The organism is Ruegeria sp. D3 (assembly GCF_056534465.1).
This window is the reverse complement of the sequence record NZ_JBQFPK010000003.1, coordinates 287,677-305,384: the sequence shown is the minus strand read 5'-3', so window position 1 is coordinate 305,384 and position 17,708 is coordinate 287,677. Positions and strand designations below refer to the sequence as shown.

Below are 17,708 nucleotides of genomic sequence, written 5' to 3'. Positions count from 1 at the left end.
ACAACATAGAAACAGAAGAACTGATTAGTCAAATGCGCCGACGAGGCGCATTTTCGGGTCATCAACAAACGGAGAGATCACATGACCAAAGTGGCGCTTATCACAGCCGGTGGCAGCGGCATGGGTGCGGATTCTGCCCGGCGGCTGGCTGCAGACGGGTTCAAGGTCGGTATCCTGTCCTCTTCGGGCAAAGGCGAGGCACTGGCGCATGAATTGGGCGGTGTTGGCGTGACCGGTTCAAACCAATCTACAGAAGATCTGCAAAAGCTGGTCGACGCCGCGATGACCCATTGGGGGCGGGTCGACGTTCTGGTCAACTCGGCCGGGCATGGACCCCGCGCATCGGTACTGGAGCTGACGGACGAGGATTGGCACACAGGCATGGACGTCTATTTCATGAACGCCGTTCGCCCAACCCGCCTTGTCACGCCGATCATGCAATCGCAAGGGGGCGGGTCGATCATCAACATCTCGACTTTCGCCGCCTTCGAACCGGACCCGGTCTTCCCTACGTCGGGCGTGTTCCGCGCCGGACTGGCCGCCTTTACCAAGTTGTTTTCCGACCAATACGCCGCCGACAATATCCGCATGAACAATGTCCTGCCCGGCTTTATCGACAGCCTGCCCGAGAAAGAAGAGTTCCGCGCCCGTATCCCGCTGGGCCGCTATGGGCGCAGCTATGATGAGATCGCCTCGGTCGTGGCAATGCTGGCGTCCGAAGGCGGAGGCTACATCACAGGGCAAAACATACGCGTAGACGGTGGCATCACGCGATCCGTCTAGGATCAGAACCGCGCCTTAATCAGATGCGTAAGCGCCGCGCCTGTCTCGAAATAGGCGCGCCGCAGGCCGGTCCAACTTTCCGAGTACTCAGCAACTGCCGGGACAGGCAGCAGACCCGGATCGTTGCGCAACAGGCTTTTGGCCATTTGACGGCCAAAAACGGTACCCGGGCCGATACCACGACCCGAGAACCCATGCGCTGCCAAGGCATTCGGGCCAATCTGCGTGATCTTGGGAATATGGTCTGACGTCATCGCAATGCGACCATGCCAACCTTGGGTCAGGGGCTGGTCAGACAGTTGCGGATAAAGCTCGGCCATCTTTCGTCTGATCCACGCCCTGTGGGCCCCGCTACCTGCATGCCCTAGATCGCCCATCGCCCCGATGATAAAGCGTCCCTCGTGATCCAACCGGAACGAGGTCATGATCAGGCCAGTATCCCAGGCACCCTCGCCTTGGTGCAGAATACTGGCGCGCAGGTTGTCCGAAAGCGGGGCTGTCGCGAACTGAAAATAGTAAACCGGTACATATGCAGGCGCCGTTCCGGGCAAACCCCGGTGATAAGCGTTTGTGGCCTGGATCAATGCTTTGGCCCGAACAGTACCTTCTGCTGTGGTCAACACCCACACATCGCCGTCACGCGACAGCGATTGAACCGGGCTTTGCGTAAAGACCTGCGCCCCCGCCTCAACTGCTGAACGCGCAAGCCCGCGGACATAGTCCAACGGCTGGATCGTCCCCGCACGCGGATCAAAAACCGCACCGTGAAAAGCCGCACTACCGGTGCGCTGGCGGGTTTCGTCGGCTGACAAAAGCTCAATCGGGGCACCGGTCGCACTGAGTTGTGCATGCCGGTTTTTCAGGTCCTTAAGCCCGGCAGGCGAATGCGCGCAGTGCAGGGTACCGTTGCGCACGGGCGAACAGTCGATCCCATGTTGCTGGATCAGGTCAAACACATCGCCCGGCGCAGCCCCCAAAAGGTCGATAAGGCGGTCGCCTGCCGCCTCTCCCAAAAACGCACGAATTTCATCCGGTGGCAGCCACAGACCTGCATTGGCAAAGCCGACATTTCGGCCCGATCCGCCATGCCCGATTTCCTGCGCCTCAAGCAGAGCAACCGATGCGCCGGACTGCGCCGCCGTCAAAGCCGCTGAGCAGCCAGTGTACCCACCACCGATCACAGCCAGATCAACCGTCAGATCACTGGTCAAAAGGCTACTGGCCACGTGCTCCTTACCGGTATTCAGCCAGAGGGACTGGTCATGGTCGCTCACGTCGGGCTCCTTGCGAATAAGCAGATCATCAAGACTGTGTCAGCCGGTTGCAAGTGTGCGTTGATCATCGCGGCCCATGGCAATCAGGAAGGGTTGCGCGTCCTGCCGCGCCTGAAACGCGGGTTTGTCCGCCAAGCCGCGCCAATCCGCCAATACCAGAGACTGTGCCACTGCGCCCCCAAGGGTTGCCCCAGGTCCAGCAACGATAAACAGGTCCGGTGCAAATTCGCGCGCTGCGGTTTGGATGGCGCGGGTGAAGTCATAAGGTTCGGTGACTTGGTGACCTAAAGTGTAGTTCCACAACGCTTGCGTATCCGTCGCTGCAGGCCACCAGATTTTGCCGCGTCCGTCGATCAGAGGGCGCTCGGGCTGGCCAAACAGGTCGGCCCCCAACCGCGCGCGGCCCTCGGCGGCGACCGGGGCTTGCAGCGCCGTGTGAAACGCGGCGTGATTGGCCAGACGCATCGGGAACCGGTCCTGCTGGGCGGGCTGAGACGCCTCGAACGCAGTCAGCCCCGCCTCATCCCCGGCCAGAACCAGCATCCCACCCAAATCAATCGACAGGCCAAGCGTGTGGCCGTCCTGCGCATTGATCCGCGCGACCTCGGCCAGCAACTCCTCCTTCCGAGCAGGGTCGTTTACCCAGTCGTCACCGATGAATGGATAGACCAGTTGCCCGCCGATCAGGTGATCTTGCATCAGCGTGCCCATGGTGTTCACCACCCGAAACCCGTCCTGCGGCGACAACGCCCCGCCCGCAGCAAGCGCGCTGTACCAGCCCATCGAGTTCCCCGTGACCGCAACAACCTCGATATCATCAGCCACGGCCTGCGCATCCGCCAAAGACGCCGCATAGATCAGAGCCGAAGCCACATCCCCGCGCGAATAGGTACTGACCGTGAACCGGTCGGCCCCATCTAACGCAGTCACAGCCTGCTGCCCCGCCTCGGCACGCAGGGCATCGAAACTGTGAAACAGGTCCATCCGCTGCGCGTGGTGACGGTGCAGATAGCCCAGCTCGGGCTTGTTATAGGTGCCTCGACCGGGGCAGATCAGAACAGCGGTACGGGTCATGCGCGGCCTCCGGTTAGGTTTAATGCGGCGGCAACGATCCCGTCTTTTGACGGCAAAGGGGCTGCATAGGCGGGGCCGGTTGCTATGAAACTATCCTTGGCGACAACACGGGCGATTGGGGTGGCGGGACTTTCTTCGACGAAGAAAGTCATCAACGCCTCAGACTGGCTGCCGGTGCGACGACATTCGTCGACGACCAAAACATGCGCGCATGTTTTGGTGGCCGCGCGCAGGGCATCCATCGGCAACGGGGCCAGCCAGCGCAGGTCGATGATCCGCACGTTCAGCCCCGCCGCTTCCAACTCAGGCAGCGCCTGTTTCGACAGGTAATGCCCGTTGCCATAGGTCACGATGGCCAGATCGGTGCCGTCGCCATGCACCCCCACCTCACCCAGCGCGATCCGTCGATCCGGCGCGGGGTAAGTCGTCATCCAGCCCCCATCCTGCGCCTCATGCAGATCACGCATGGGATAGAGCGCGATAGGCTCCAGAAACACCACCACGCGCTGTTCTTCCCGCGCCAGACGGACGCATTCGCGCAGCATCTGCGCCGCGTCCTCGCCGGTTGAAGGGCAGGCGATGATCACTCCGGGAATATCGCGCAGCACGGCCAGCGAGTTGTCATTGTGGAAATGCCCGCCAAACCCTTTCTGATAGCCCAAGCCAGCAATCCGCACGACCATAGGGTTGGTGAATTGGCCGTTCGAAAAAAACGGCAGCGTCGCGGCCTCGCCCCTGATCTGATCCTCGGCATTGTGCAGATAAGCGAGGAACTGGATTTCGGGGATCGGCACAAATCCGTTGTGCCCCATGCCGATTGCCAACCCTAAAATCGACTGCTCGTCCAGCAGCGTGTCGATTACCCGGTCCGGCCCGAACCTCTGTTGCAGCTTTTGCGTGACGCCGTAGACCCCCCCCTTGCGGCCCACATCCTCGCCCATGCAGACGATTTCGCCATGTTCCAGCATCAGATCAGTCAGCGCCCAGTTGATCAGGCGGCTCATGGGCTGAGGGTCATTCATTGCTCGCATATCCCCGCCAAACGCATCTGCGCGCGCCTCGGCGCTGGGTCCGTTGGTAGGTTTGCAGTCGCGTTTGGGCGGGATCAGGCTGGCCATCACCTCGGCAGCGCCGCCCAGATGAGGACGCGTGGCAGCCTCGGCAGCGATCCGATCGGTACGGGCGCAAGTGTCCTGGTATATCTTCAGCGCCTGATCAGGTGACAGTGCCCTGGCCTGATCCAGCAGGCGCACGGAATGCAGCAAGGGATCGTTGGCCTCATCTGCCTCGACCTCGGATTTGGGCATATAGGTGGTGGGCACGTCAGCCCCCGCATGACCGTAAAGGCGCACGGTTTTCAGATGCAGGAAGGCAGGTTTCCGGCGGGTACGCACATAATCGGCGGCCTCTTGCGCGACGGCATAGGTCTCGTAGATATCCAGCCCACTAGCCTGAAAATACGTGATGCCCGGGCGATGCTCCATCGAAGCCTGTATCCAGCCTTTGGGTGTTTTGACCGAGATGCCAATCCCGTTATCCTCACACACAAACAACAAAGGCAGGGGCGTTGATTGCACGCTGGTCCAGCCCGCCGTATTGATCGCCCCCTGCGCGGTCGAGTGGTTGGCCGAGGCATCTCCGAAAGAACACATGGCGATGCCATCCTCGGGCAGTTCACGATGCTCGAGGTCATGCCGCCGGGCCGCGCCTAGGGAATAGGCCGCGCCCACCGCCTTGGGCAGATGGCTGGCAATGGTCGAGGTTTGCGGTGGGATGGTCAGCGCCTTGGACCCCAGCACCTTGTGCCGTCCGCCCGAGGTGGGGTCTTCGGAAGAACAGGCAAAACTCAGCAGCATGTCCCAGGCGATCTGCTGGCCCGGCACCTGCTCGGCCCGCGCGATCTGAAAGGCGGCGTCGCGATAGTGCAGAAACGCAATATCCGTGGGGCGCAGCGCATGGGCCACAGCCGCCATCCCCTCATGCCCGGATGAGCCGATGGTATAGAACCCCTGCCCCGCCTTCTGCATTGCGCGGCTGGTGCGATCCAGCGCCCGGCTTAGCACCTGCGAGCGAAACAGAGATACCGCTTCGGGCGCAGTCAGTCCCGACTGAGGAGACGTACCATGGGGGAAATCGCGTTGCGCAACACGGGTCAGGAAATTCTCATGAACGATCTGAGCGCGATCCATTTGCGGGTCCTTTTGGTTCAACCTGGCGGCAACATCAGAAATACAGCGCCCCCTTCTTGCAGGCATTCAGCAGCTTAAGCAAAGGAAATGCCTGTGATGTGTATCGGGCTGGCGCAGCGCAAATGCCAGTGATATTCCGTCCCAAAGGTATGAGGATTTATCATATGATCGCGCCCCGTCGTTTCCTACCCTCAATCCCGTCGCTTCTGGCTTTGGAAGCGGTAGACCGGCTAGGCAGCGCCTCGGCTGCAGCCGAAGAGCTGTCGTTGACCCAAAGCGCGATCAGTCGACAACTCAAGGCGATGGAAGAGCAACTGGGCGTCGATCTGATTCAACGCAACCAGATGCGACTGAACCTGACGCCCGCGGCAAAAGAATATGTTCAGGTCGCCCGGTCCAGCCTGAGTCAGCTTGCTCAGGCGTCTCTGAAGCTGAAGGCCAACCCGACCGGCGGCTCACTCAATCTGTCGATTCTGCCAGCGTTCGGGATGCACTGGCTGGCCCCCCGCCTTCAGGATTTCGCCCGCAAACACCCCGAAGTCACCGTAAACCTGAACACGCGTCTTAGACCGTTTGAGTTCGAAAACGAACACTTCGACGCCGCGATTCACTTTGGCGGACGGACATGGGCCGGTGTGAACTACTTGCCGATCATGCGGGAAGATGTTCTGCCGGTCTGCGCGCCAGATCTGCTTCCGACACAGAACGATAACCCCGACTGGCTTTTGAGTGCACCCTTGTTGCACTTGGAAACACGGCCAGATGCGTGGGAAAGGTGGTTCGCTGTACAAGGCCGGTCCGTTAGCGGTATTTCTGGCATGCTATTTGACCAGTTTTCGACGATGGGTCAGGCGACAATCCACGGGCTGGGGGTCGCGTTGCTGCCGACTTATTTGATCGAACACGACTTGAAAACGGGCAAACTGGTGCTTGCATGGAACGGCCCGAGTGTCAGCCTTGGCGACTTTTTTCTTGTCTGGCCCCAATCCCGAGCGGAATCTGAACCGCTCCGATCGTTTCGAACATGGCTACAGGATCAAATCTCTTTAGCCTGAACCAATACACAAGACTTACCGAGCAAAACTGCCCGGCCCAACGAAAGGAGAAGTTTCTTCAGAAACGTCGACGACGGGCGGGAGTATCCCGTCGGGCTTTATGTGTCCAAGGAACGTGCGATGAGTTCCTTCATGATCTCATTGGTGCCACCATAGATCATTTGAACACGCGCATCGGCGTAGAGGCGCGCGATAGGGTACTCCATCATAAACCCATAGCCTCCGAACAACTGCAGGCATTCATGCATGACTTCGTTCTGCACCTCGGAACCCCAATACTTGGCCATCGATGCCGTCGCTGCGTCCAGCGTTCCAGCTTCAAGCCGAGCGATACAGTCATTCACAAAGCTGCGCAGAACCTCGGCCTTGGTTTTGCACTCGGCCAGTTTGAATCGTGTGTTCTGGAAATCCATAACCCGCTGACCGAAGGCTTTGCGTTCTTGCGTGTAACGCACCGTCTCGGCAATCGCGAAGTCGATCGCGCCAAGTGCGATGATCGCAATCGTCATACGCTCCCACGGCAACTGCTTCATCATTTGATAAAAGCCCTGCCCTTCTTCCGGGCCGATCAGGTTGGTCATCGGCACCTTTACGTCCTCGAAGAACAGTTCGGCCGTGTCGTTGCCCTTCATCCCCAACTTCTTGAGGTTGCGCCCCTTCCGGAACCCCTCCGCGCCTCCGGTCTCGACCGCCACCAACGAAACACCTTTCGAGCCCAGCGATTTGTCCGTTTTTGCTGCGACAAGGATAAGATCAGCCGACTGACCGTTAGTAATAAAGATTTTCGAGCCGTTAATGCGGTATGAATTGCCATCTTTCTCGGCAGTTGTCCGAATGCCTTGAACATCGGAACCAGTTCCCGGCTCAGTCATCGCCAACGCGCCGACCATTTCGCCCGAAGCCAGCTTGGGAAGCCATTTTTGCTTTTGCTCTTCGCTGCCATAAGCGGTGATGTAATGGGTCACAATCGATTGGATCGGGTAACCCCATCCACAATCTCCGTGCGACGCCTGCGCGTACATCGTAACCGCATCGAAACCAAGACCGCCCCCGACACCGCCATGTTCCTCAGAAATCGACCCGGCCATAAGACCCATTTCCCCAGCCTTGTGCCAGAACGCTCGATCAACTTGCCCCTGATCGTTCCAGCGTTCGGCGTTGGGGACCAATTCATCCTGCATGAAACGGTCCGCCATCTCTGCGAACATCCGATGCTCTTCGGTTACCCAATTGGCGGCATTCGTAAACAAAGACATTTCGTGTCCCCTCAAGTCAGTTTCCTTGAAGGTAACCCCCGCGATCCGGCAATCCAATGCGCCAGGAGCTTTGCTACGCAACGTCTTTTAAACGTAACGCCTCAGACGGGCAGCGCATTCGCCAATAACACCCGCGCTGCTTCCTTGGCGTCGCGCGCAGGATCACAGCTTTTAAGCAGAACAGCAGTGACAATCGCGCCTTCTTTCAACAGCAGAATCTGACATCCCAGCTTTTTAGGCTCGCGGGCGCCTGCGTCGCGGGCCAAATCAGTGAAATATTCGAGCAGCAGACGTTTGTGCTCGGCTGCTTCCAGATGGATGGGGTGGTCTTTGTCCTGATATTCGGCCCCGGCTTTGATGAACATGCATCCGCGATAGCCGTCCTCTTCAAACCACTCTCCCAAGGCATCGAAACTGGCCAGCAGTTTTTGCGCGGGCGTGTCGGCAAGCGCGTCGATCCGGCCATAGAACCAGTTGCGGAAATTCTCATCCCGCAAGCGCAAGGCGGCAACGATCAATTCCTCTTTGGTTCGGAAATGCTTGTACATCGAGGTCTTCGACACACCTGTCTCTGCCACCAGTTTGTCCATACCGGTGGCGTGAAAGCCATCCCGGTAAAAAACCTGCAGAGCATTGCGGACCAGCTTGTCGCGTTTGTTCGGGCGCATGATTCGGCTCCTGAGTGTACTGATCAGTACATAATCATGGTTTCATTTCGCGACAAGATTGCCGGGAACTCAACCCCTGAAGCCTTAAAATTATAGCTCTTTAGAGGTCATTCAAAAATTTTCTCAAATTGAGACTTGCAAAAGTTTACCGATCAGTACACATTGATCTCAAGATGTACCGATCAGTAAACCTTGGAGCTAGACGATGAAACGCCGCAACAGCCCATTTTCCCCTCAGTATGTCCCCTTCCTGTTGACCCTTGCGCTGCTTGCCGCCGCACTGACCTGAAAGACCAAGATATGAGCCGACCCCCTCTGCCACCCTTCACCCTTGAGACCGCCACACAAAAAGTCCGTATGGCGGAAAACGGCTGGAACAGCCGCGACCCCGATCTTGTGACACCCGCCTATACCGAGGACAGCCAATGGCGGAACCGCGCCGAATTCTTGTCGGGCCACGAAGACATCCACGCCTTCCTGACCCGCAAATGGAACAAAGAGCTCGACTACCGGCTGATAAAGGAACTGTGGGCATTTACGGAAAACCGAATTGCCGTACGCTATGCCTATGAATGGCATGACGATAGTGGTCAGTGGTTCCGGTCCTATGGCAACGAGAACTGGGAATTTGCCGAGGATGGCCGGATGGCCAAACGCCACGCCTCGCTGAATGACCTGCCGATTAACGAAGAAGATCGTCTGTTTCACTGGCCCCAAGGCCCCAGACCCGAAGACCACCCCGGCCTGTCTGATCTGGGTCTCTAGAAAGGATCACCCATGCCCCGCGCCTTTTCTGAACTGACCTTTACTCCCGCCGTCCGCGCCCATCAGGAAAGAATGGGATCGGCCAAGACCTATGCCAAATTCATAGAAGGCGGGCCACAACAGGGGCATCAGATCGGCCCTGCGGAAAAAGCGTTTATCGAGGCGCGGGACGGGTTTTACCAATCTACTGTGTCCGAGACCGGTTGGCCCTATGTGCAATATCGCGGCGGGCCAATCGGGTTTCTAAGGGTGCTTGGGCCGACAACCATCGGATACGCCGATTTCTCGGGCAACAAACAGTATATCTCTCGCGGAAATTTGGACGGAAACGACCGGATTGCCATGATCCTGATGGATTACGCCAACCAACGGCGGTTGAAAATACTGGGTCGGGTCGAGTTTACCGAAGGCGAAGCCGCCGCCGCCAGCCTCTATCCCGACGGGGCGGAAACGCCCGCGGAACGCGCCGCGATCATCCGGGTCGAGGGGCTGGACTGGAACTGCCCCCGCCATATCACACCTCGCTTTACCGAGGCCGAGCTGCGCCCCCATCTGAACACGCTTGGTCAGCAATTGGCGCAACTTCTGGCCGAGAACGAAAAATTAAAACAGGAACTGGCAAAACTGGGCTGAACCGAATTGCGATCCGCCTTCAGATTGGAAACAGGGATTACCATCATGCTGCGTTCGACACTGAACCTCGCCAGTTTCTGCCTTTTTGGCATGTTGATGTGTGTGGCCATTCTGATGCTGGGGTTTTTCGCGTCTCCAGAAGCTGTCCGCAGCGCGCCGCCCGCCCAATACAACTCGCTTTTGCTCGAGGTTTTTTCAGATCCCTGACCCCAAACGCATGGCAGCTATGCGCTGAAAACCCACGCAACCCCTTGACCTTCCCGTGACTGGAACCCCCATTTAAAGGAACGAAAATCTACACGGGATGAGTCGGATGACAGCCGTACACGAAACCAGGCTGAACATAACCGGAATGGGATGCGCATCATGCGTGGGACGTGTCGAAACGGCCCTGCGCGCCGTGGATAGTGTGACCGATGCTTCGGTGAATTTCGCAACCAAAGTGGCGCAGGTTACCCACGACGGCCCGATCACCCGGCTAACCGATGCGCTTGACGCCGCCGGATATCCCGCCGCAACAGCCACAGCATCGCTGAAAATCGAGGGGATGAGCTGCGCCTCGTGCGTGGAACGGATCGAGCGTATCTTACAGGCCGACTCGGCCGTGATCAGCGCCCAAGTCAACCTCGCTACCGAAGGCGCAACAATTCAGTACGTTGAGGGGGCCAGCGATCCCTTAGCATTTGCCAGGCTATGCGCTGACGCGGGTTATCCAGCGCATGTCGCGCAGGTGGATGAGGGCGCGACGGATAAGGCGCAAGAAGCCACAGCACTGACGCGCACGACCCTCATAGCTGCGGTACTGGCTCTGCCCGTCTTTGTCCTTGAAATGGGTGGGCACATGGTCCCGGCCTTCCATCACTGGGTGCATCAGACCATTGGGATGCAGACCAGCTATTTGATTCAGTTCGCGCTGACCACGGCTTTGCTGGCTGGACCGGGAAGAGTGTTTTACGCAAAGGGTGTGCCATCCCTGTTACGCCGCGCACCGGATATGAATGCGCTGGTCGCGATGGGCACGGGTGCGGCTTACTTGTATTCGATTGTCGCCACATTCGCACCGGGTCTCCTGCCGCAAGGCAGCGCGAATGTGTATTTCGAGGCCGCCTCGGTCATCGTTGTCCTTATTCTTCTGGGGCGCGCGATGGAGGCGCGGGCCAAGGGCCGCACCGGCGCTGCGATCCGCAAATTGGTGGGCCTGCAACCAAAGACGGCTCGGGTTGAACAAGGTGGTGCCACTGTAGATCGTCCCATTGCCCAGATCGTGGTGGGTGACATTCTGCAAATCCGTCCCGGTGAACGCGTAGCAGTGGATGCCGTGGTGCTGGAGGGTACGTCATACATTGACGAAAGCATGATCAGTGGCGAACCCATTCCGGTCGGCAAAGCACCAGACGACCCGGTTGTGGGTGGCACGGTGAATGGCACCGGCGCGTTGCGCGTCCGTGCAACGCGGGTTGGGGCCGACACGGTCCTGGCGCAGGTCATTCGCATGGTCGAACAGGCGCAGGGGGCCAAGCTGCCAATTCAAGGGTTGGTCGATAAGATCACTGCTTGGTTCGTTCCAACCGTGCTGGTCATTGCGCTGCTGACCATTGCGGTCTGGCTGATCTTTGCGCCCGCGCCGGCGCTGCCAATGGCGCTGGTCACCGGTGTTTCGGTCCTTATCATTGCATGCCCTTGCGCGATGGGTCTGGCGACGCCGACCTCGATCATGGTTGGCACCGGGCGCGCGGCTGAGTTGGGTGTTTTGTTCCGCAAGGGCGACGCGCTGCAACAGTTGCAGCAGGCAAAGGTGGTCGCGTTGGACAAGACTGGCACTCTGACACTGGGTCGGCCCGAATTGGAAAGCGTGACCACCGCCAACGGATTCGACCGAGATGACGTTCTGCGACTGGCCGCTTCGGTCGAAGCGCGGTCCGAGCACCCGATTGCCACCGCGATCACACGCGCCGGACCTGCGGATCTGCTGCAGCCGGTCGAATTTGAGTCTCTGACCGGATTGGGCGTGCGGGCCATAGTTGACGGGCGCGAGGTGTTGATCGGGTCGCCTCGATTTATGGATCAGGGCAGCGTGGACCTGTCTGAGCTGACACCCGAGGCAGATCAACGCGCCGCCGCAGGGGCCACGCCTTTGTTCGTTGCCGTGGACGGTCGGGCTGCTGCTTTGCTGACGGTTTCCGATCCGATCAAGCCGGGGACGGCCGAGGCTTTGGACCGGTTGCACGCGATGGGCCTGACTCTAGCCATGGTCACAGGAGACAACGCACATACAGCGCAAGCGTTGGCCGACAAGCTGGGCATAGATCATGTCACCGCCGAGGTTCTGCCCGACGGCAAACTAAAGGCGATCAACGCACTGCGCGACCGGTTCGGTGCGCTGGCCTTTGTGGGTGACGGTATCAACGATGCGCCTGCGCTTGCCTCTGCTGATACTGGAATTGCCATCGGCACGGGCACGGATGTGGCGATCGAAACGGCCGATGTTGTGCTGATGTCCGGAGATCTGCGCGGCGTCGCCAATGCGGTCGAGATCAGCCGCCGGACAATGCGCAACATCCGCCAGAACCTGGGTTGGGCATTCGGGTATAACGCAGTGTTGATTCCGGTCGCGGCGGGTGTTTTGTTCCCCTTCGGCGGACCGTTGCTGTCCCCAGCTTTGGCGGCAGGGGCGATGGCCTTGTCCAGCGTCTTTGTCGTGACCAACGCCCTGCGCATGCGACGGGTGCGGGCCACGCTGCCCGAGCGGCAGGCAGAACACCAACCTCAGACGGTGACCTCATGAATATCGGAGATGTTTCGGCCCGGACGGGCCTGCCCGCCAAGACGATCCGCTACTACGAAGACATCGGGCTGGTTAAACCACTGAGGGACAACAACGGATACCGTGTGTTTCGCAGCCAGGACGTGCACAAGCTGAACTTTCTGGGCCGCGCCCGCGCCTTGGGATTCACCATCGAAGATTGCCGGACCCTGATGGCTTTGTACGAAGACGAGACCCGCGCCAGCGCTGATGTGAAAAAAGTCGCGCGCGCGCATCTGGCGCAGATCGAGGCCAAAATCGCCGACCTGAACGCGATGCGGGATACGCTTGGTCATCTGGTGGACGCCTGCGCAGGCGATGACCGTCCAGACTGTCCAATCCTTCAAGATTTGGGTGGGAACCCTTAGCACAGGGTTGCCCTTTCCTCGCAGCTTTGATTTGTCTCTGCTGAACATTCCGGACTGCTGCGCTAGGTGGTTGTCGGACAGCAGAGAGGATCTCCACATGGCAAAAGTCGCGTTTCTGGGTTTGGGTGTAATGGGCTATCCGATGGCCGGTCACCTACAGGCTGCAGGCCACGATGTCACCGTCTACAACCGCACCACAGCCAAGGCCCAGGCTTGGGTGGCCCAACATGGTGGATCAATGGGGACGACGCCGCGCGAAGCCGCTGAGGGCGCGGAATTTGTCATGGCTTGCGTGGGCAATGACGATGACCTGCGCATGGTCTGCACCGGAGAGAACGGCGCGTTTCACGGCATGTCCGAGGGGGCGATTTTTGTCGATCACACAACCGTATCCGCCAAGGCGACGCGTGAGCTCTACGACGCAGGCAAAGCCACAGGTATCGCGTTTGTGGACGCTCCGATCTCGGGCGGTCAGGCTGGGGCCGAGAATGGGGTCCTGTCGATCATGTGTGGTGCGGATCAAGCGGCCTATGATGCAGCAGAACCGGTGATGCAGGTGTATTCCAAAATCTGTCGCCGAATCGGCGAAAGTGGCGCAGGTCAGATGACCAAGATGTGCAACCAAATCGCCATCGCCGGTTTGGTGCAGGGTTTGAGCGAAGCGCTGCATTTCGCTGAAAAGGCAGGACTGGACGGGCGCTCGGTCGTTGAAGTGATAAGCCAGGGGGCGGCCGGCAGCTGGCAGATGGCCAATCGTTACGAGACGATGCTGGACGACCATTTCGACCATGGTTTTGCTGTCGACTGGATGCGCAAGGATCTGGGGATTTGTCTGGATACGGCGGATGACACAGGGGCATCTTTGCCGGTGACGGCTTTGGTCGATCAGTTCTACAAGGATGTGCAGAAGCTGGGCGGCGGGCGGTGGGATACGTCCTCGTTGATCAAGCGGTTGCGCGCTTTGGGGTAATGGGTCAGGGGGCTGTCTGCCCCCCATCGCGCCGGGGCGCGATTCCCCCCGAAGATATTTTTAGCCAGATGAAGAGGATCCCGTTTGCAAACGGGGCAGGTTTGGGAATGGAAAACATGACGCAGTTCTGGGCCGATGCATTGCGCCAGCATTGGGGTCTGGAGGCCAAACTGACGCGACTGGATGGCGAGTATGACCTGAATTTCATGGTCCATGCCAACAGTGGTCAGGATTATGTGTTGAAGGTCATGCGCGCAGGCTGCGCGGCCGAATTCGTCGACTTGCAGGTCAAGGCGCTGGAGCATATCGCGGCTGAGGCGCCGGGGCTGCCGTTTCCCAAGGTTTTCCCTGATCTGACGGGCCGTCTGCTGCCCGAGATTGCGGATCAGGACGGACAGCCCCGGTTGGTCTGGCTGCTGGAGCGTCTGCCTGGCGAGTGCTATGCCAAGGCCGCGCCGAAATCCGAGGCATTGATCTTGAAGCTGGGCCGTGCGTTGGGGGCGACTGACCGTGCGCTGGAAGGGTTCTCGCATGACGGTTTGCAACGCGATGGTTTCAAGTGGGACATGATGCAGGCGGGTTGGGTTGCGGATCAGCTTGAGGCGATCTCTGATCCGGCGCGGCGCGCTTTGCTGGCCGAGGTTTGTGCCGGGTTTGATACGATCAAGGCGTCTTTGACGGAATGGCCCAAACAAGCCATCCACAATGACGCCAATGACTATAACGTTCTGGTCGAGGGTGAGATGGGCCAGCGGCAGAGCGTCTCGGGCTTGATTGATCTGGGGGATATGTGCGCGGCACCCCGCATCTGCGATCTGGCGATTGCCGGGGCTTATATCGTGTTGGACCATCCTCAGCCCGAACGCGCGCTGACCGCCTTGGTGCAGGGCTATCACGCCGCGAACCGCTTGCGCGCGGATGAGGTTGATCTGATCTGGCCGCTGTTGCGGATGCGGCTGGCGGTGTCGTTGGTGAACTCGACTCTGATGGCCGTCGACAACCCGGATGATCCGTATGTGACCATCAGCCAGGCCCCGGCCTGGCGGTTTCTTGAGAACGCTTCAGTCAATGGCGGGTTAATGGCGGCGCGGCTGCGCGTGGCCTGCGGGCTGCCTGTGACAGATGGGGCCGAGCGCGTCCTCGACTATCTGGCCGCGCATCGCGGACAGTTCGCACCGATGTTTGGACAAGATCTGGCTGATCTTCCGATGGGGTCGCTGTCGGTGGAAAACTGTGTCTGGCCGCAGAACCCGTTTCATATGCCACTGGCCGAGGCCGCCTGCGTGGGCGAGGAATATGGCGAGGGCCTGTGGCTGGGCTATTACAATGAGCCGCGCCTGATCTATGCCGAGCCGGGGTTCCGTAAGGGGCCGTGGAAAGCCTCGGACCGTCGCACGGTGCACTTGGCGGTGGATGTGTTCGCCCAGGCGGGCACCGTGTTGCACGCGCCGATGAGCGGACGGGTTGAGGCGGTGGAAAACCGCGACGCCCATCTGGACTATGGCGGCGTGGTGATCCTGCATCACGAAACGCCCGAGGGGGACGCGTTCTATACGCTCTATGGTCATCTGGACCCTGAGGTGTGCGATCGGCTGAAACCCGGTGATCCGGTGGCGCAGGGCGCGGCGTTCGCGCGATTGGGGGACGCCACACAGAACGGCGGCTGGGCCCCGCATGTGCATTTCCAGCTGGCGATGACCACGGACGGGATGCAGAACGACTGGCCCGGCGTTGGTGACCCCGATGAGATGGAGCTGTGGCACGCGGTTTGCCCCAACCCGGCGGCCTTGCTGAACCTACCTGATGACAAGGTGTTCTATCAACCGACCGACAAGCAGGCGATCCTGCAGGGGCGGCACGACCATTTTGGCGGCAACCTCAGTCTGACCTATGACGACCCGGTCATGCTGGTGCGCGGGTGGAAACACCACCTGTTCGATGAATGGGGTCGCCCCTATCTGGACGCCTATAATAACGTCCCCCATGTGGGCCACGCGCATCCGCGCATTCAGGCGGTGGCGGCGGATCAGCTGAGGCGCATGAACTCGAACACGCGCTATCTGCACCCGGCGCAGACCGCTTTTGCCGATAAGGTACTCTCGAAACTGCCCCACCACCTTGAGGTTTGTTTCTTCGTCAACTCCGGCACCGAGGCGAACGAGCTGGCCCTGCGGCTTGCCCGCGCCCATACCGGGGCCAAGGGGTTCGTGACGCCCGATCACGGCTATCACGGCAATACGAATGCGGCAGTCGCGATCTCGGCCTATAAGTTCAATAAACCCGGCGGCGTGGGTCAGGCGGCTTGGGTCGAACTGGTTGAAGTGGCTGACGACTATCGCGGATCATTCAAGCGCGATGATCCCGACCGCGCTACAAAATTCTCGGATCTTGTGGACCCGGCGATTGCCGCATTGCAGGACAAGGGCCACGGCATCGCCGGTTTCATCGCCGAGACCTTCCCCTCGGTCGGCGGGCAGATTATCCCGCCCAAAGGCTATCTGCCTGCGGTCTATGAAAAAATCCGCGCCGCAGGAGGAGTCTGTATCGCTGATGAGGTGCAGACTGGGCTGGGACGTCTGGGTGAGTATTATTTCGGTTTTGAGCATCAGGGCGCCCTGCCTGATATCCTGGTCATGGGCAAACCCATCGGCAACGGGCACCCTCTGGGCGTGTTGGTCACCACCAAAGAAATCGCCCAAAGCTTTGACAATGGGATCGAGTTCTTCTCGACCTTCGGCGGATCAACCTTGTCTTGCCGGATCGGGAAAGAGGTGCTGGACATCGTCGATGACGAGGGGCTGCAGGACAATGCCCGCGTGATGGGCGCGCGGCTGATGGACGGGTTGCGCGGGATAGAGGCCGATTTCGGCTGCGTTGGCGACGTGCGGGGCATGGGTCTGTTTCTGGGGGTCGAGTTGATCAACCCGGGCGGCTCTGAGGGCACCGAGATTTGCAAATACGTCAAGAACCGGATGCGCGATCATCGCATTCTGATCGGCAGCGAAGGGCCAAAGGACAACATCCTGAAAATCCGCCCGCCCCTGACGATCGAGGCGGATGATGTCGACATGATCCTGTGGGCGCTGCGTGATGTGCTGACCGAGGTCGGTGATTATGCCCCTGCCCCCGCCTGCGATCACCACCATGCCGGTTGCGGGTGTTGCTGAATGAACAAACCCCCGGCCTAACTGGGACGGGGGTCTGAGCCTGACCAAGCTGTTAATGCAACACGGCAGAGGGGGTTACGTGGCCGGTCGAAGGAAGCGGGGCCGCGACTGACATGCGACGCAATGCCAGCGCCAATTCCTCGGACAAGGCAGCAAGGGCGGGCGCGAAATCCGGACGGACGATAAGCGCCGCCAACATCATTGTGTCTTCGCGCGCACCTTCCGAGGCTGCGGCGATCATCTGCGCGAAACAGTTCTCATCCGCGCCCAGACAGGAACACCCCAGTCCGTGGCGGATCAACGGTCGTCTGCCATGATGAGCACAGAGTGAACACAAGCGATCCATAACACTCGTCGCAACGCTGTCCTGATCGGATTCTTGCGCCAAACCATCTGCGCGCGCCAACGCTGCATCGCTCCACTGCCGCAAGTACAGAACCGCGCTGGCTTCAATAGGGCTAAGGTCTGTCAGTCGGCCAACGGTAGCCCCGCCGCGAACAAAACGCGCGCTCATTTCGTCAGGATCAGTTTGCCAGCGCGGGTGATGCGCAGGGTGTAAAGCTGATCACCCAGCTCAATATGAGCCAGATTTCCGCCTTTCGTCAGTTCTTCGGCTCTATGTGCCGGCAGCATGGATACGGGGTAGGATTGCGTGGGGTTCGGGTTCTGCACATTCATCAGGTCAACTCCAGAGGGTCACGGG

Annotated in this window: 16 protein-coding genes; 9 read left to right on the top strand and 7 right to left on the bottom strand. The window is 59.6% G+C overall.

The features are described 5' to 3' along the window. Positions 1-81: 81 nt before the first annotated feature. Complete coding sequence (locus tag ACR0DX_RS06335; protein ID WP_170353367.1) at positions 82-783, top strand: SDR family oxidoreductase; 702 nt, start codon at positions 82-84, stop codon at positions 781-783. A gap of 2 nt (positions 784-785) precedes the next feature. Here ACR0DX_RS06335 and ACR0DX_RS06330 read toward each other — a convergent pair whose 3' ends face one another. From ACR0DX_RS06330 to ACR0DX_RS06320, 3 genes are read right to left on the bottom strand one after another with little or no spacing between them, the layout of a single operon-like run. Next, complete coding sequence (locus ACR0DX_RS06330) at positions 786-2,057, bottom strand: NAD(P)/FAD-dependent oxidoreductase (RefSeq protein ID WP_170353368.1); 1,272 nt, start codon at positions 2,055-2,057, stop codon at positions 786-788. A gap of 39 nt (positions 2,058-2,096) precedes the next feature. Next, positions 2,097-3,131: an ACP S-malonyltransferase gene (locus ACR0DX_RS06325; protein WP_170353369.1), complete on the bottom strand. Its 1,035-nt coding sequence runs from the start codon at positions 3,129-3,131 to the stop codon at positions 2,097-2,099. Beyond that, positions 3,128-5,320 carry an alpha-ketoacid dehydrogenase subunit alpha/beta gene (locus ACR0DX_RS06320; protein ID WP_170353370.1) on the bottom strand — a complete coding sequence of 731 codons (2,193 nt, stop codon included), beginning with the start codon at positions 5,318-5,320 and terminating at the stop codon, positions 3,128-3,130. Before ACR0DX_RS06320 ends, ACR0DX_RS06325 begins: the two co-directional genes overlap by 4 nt. 164 nt (positions 5,321-5,484) lie before the next feature. On the opposite strand from ACR0DX_RS06320, the gene ACR0DX_RS06315 reads away from it, so the two are divergent. Continuing rightward, positions 5,485-6,375, top strand: coding sequence for a LysR substrate-binding domain-containing protein (locus ACR0DX_RS06315; RefSeq protein WP_170353371.1), 891 nt, complete (start codon positions 5,485-5,487; stop codon positions 6,373-6,375). 98 nt (positions 6,376-6,473) lie between these two features. Here the strand turns inward: ACR0DX_RS06315 and ACR0DX_RS06310 are convergent, their stop codons facing one another. Next, positions 6,474-7,631: an acyl-CoA dehydrogenase family protein gene (locus ACR0DX_RS06310; RefSeq protein ID WP_170353372.1), complete on the bottom strand. Its 1,158-nt coding sequence runs from the start codon at positions 7,629-7,631 to the stop codon at positions 6,474-6,476. A 101-nt stretch (positions 7,632-7,732) separates the two neighbouring features. Further along, positions 7,733-8,299 carry a TetR family transcriptional regulator gene (locus tag ACR0DX_RS06305; RefSeq protein ID WP_170353373.1) on the bottom strand — a complete coding sequence of 189 codons (567 nt, stop codon included), beginning with the start codon at positions 8,297-8,299 and terminating at the stop codon, positions 7,733-7,735. A gap of 300 nt (positions 8,300-8,599) precedes the next feature. On the opposite strand from ACR0DX_RS06305, the gene ACR0DX_RS06300 reads away from it, so the two are divergent. The 7 genes from ACR0DX_RS06300 (at position 8,600) to ACR0DX_RS06270 (ending at position 17,005) form a co-directional block, all read left to right on the top strand. After that, positions 8,600-9,064, top strand: a complete 465-nt coding sequence (locus ACR0DX_RS06300; RefSeq protein ID WP_170353374.1) for a nuclear transport factor 2 family protein — start codon at positions 8,600-8,602, stop codon at positions 9,062-9,064. Between the two features lie 12 nt (positions 9,065-9,076). Beyond that, the gene (locus ACR0DX_RS06295; protein ID WP_170353375.1) at positions 9,077-9,697 is read left to right on the top strand and encodes a pyridoxamine 5'-phosphate oxidase family protein; all 621 of its coding nucleotides are present in this window, start codon (positions 9,077-9,079) and stop codon (positions 9,695-9,697) included. 45 nt (positions 9,698-9,742) lie between these two features. Beyond that, a complete protein-coding gene (locus ACR0DX_RS06290; protein ID WP_170353376.1) occupies positions 9,743-9,904 on the top strand; it encodes a hypothetical protein in 162 nt (53 codons plus the stop codon). Between the two features lie 106 nt (positions 9,905-10,010). After that, entirely contained in the window at positions 10,011-12,482 is a 2,472-nt protein-coding gene (locus tag ACR0DX_RS06285; RefSeq protein ID WP_170353377.1) for a heavy metal translocating P-type ATPase, read from the top strand. Next, on the top strand, positions 12,479-12,868 hold the full coding sequence (gene cueR, locus ACR0DX_RS06280; protein WP_170353378.1) for a Cu(I)-responsive transcriptional regulator: 390 nt from the start codon (positions 12,479-12,481) through the stop codon (positions 12,866-12,868). Before ACR0DX_RS06285 ends, cueR begins: the two co-directional genes overlap by 4 nt. Before the next feature lie 97 nt (positions 12,869-12,965). Continuing rightward, positions 12,966-13,838 (top strand): NAD(P)-dependent oxidoreductase, encoded by an 873-nt coding sequence (locus ACR0DX_RS06275; protein WP_170353379.1) that lies wholly within the window; start codon positions 12,966-12,968, stop codon positions 13,836-13,838. Between the two features lie 116 nt (positions 13,839-13,954). Next, positions 13,955-17,005 carry an aminotransferase class III-fold pyridoxal phosphate-dependent enzyme gene (locus tag ACR0DX_RS06270; RefSeq protein ID WP_480845514.1) on the top strand — a complete coding sequence of 1,017 codons (3,051 nt, stop codon included), beginning with the start codon at positions 13,955-13,957 and terminating at the stop codon, positions 17,003-17,005. Between the two features lie 52 nt (positions 17,006-17,057). Here ACR0DX_RS06270 and ACR0DX_RS06265 read toward each other — a convergent pair whose 3' ends face one another. Further along, a complete protein-coding gene (locus tag ACR0DX_RS06265) occupies positions 17,058-17,519 on the bottom strand; it encodes a hypothetical protein (RefSeq protein WP_170353380.1) in 462 nt (153 codons plus the stop codon). Further along, entirely contained in the window at positions 17,516-17,683 is a 168-nt protein-coding gene (gene hemP, locus ACR0DX_RS06260; RefSeq protein ID WP_170353381.1) for a hemin uptake protein HemP, read from the bottom strand. Before hemP ends, ACR0DX_RS06265 begins: the two co-directional genes overlap by 4 nt. Positions 17,684-17,708: the final 25 nt, after the last annotated feature.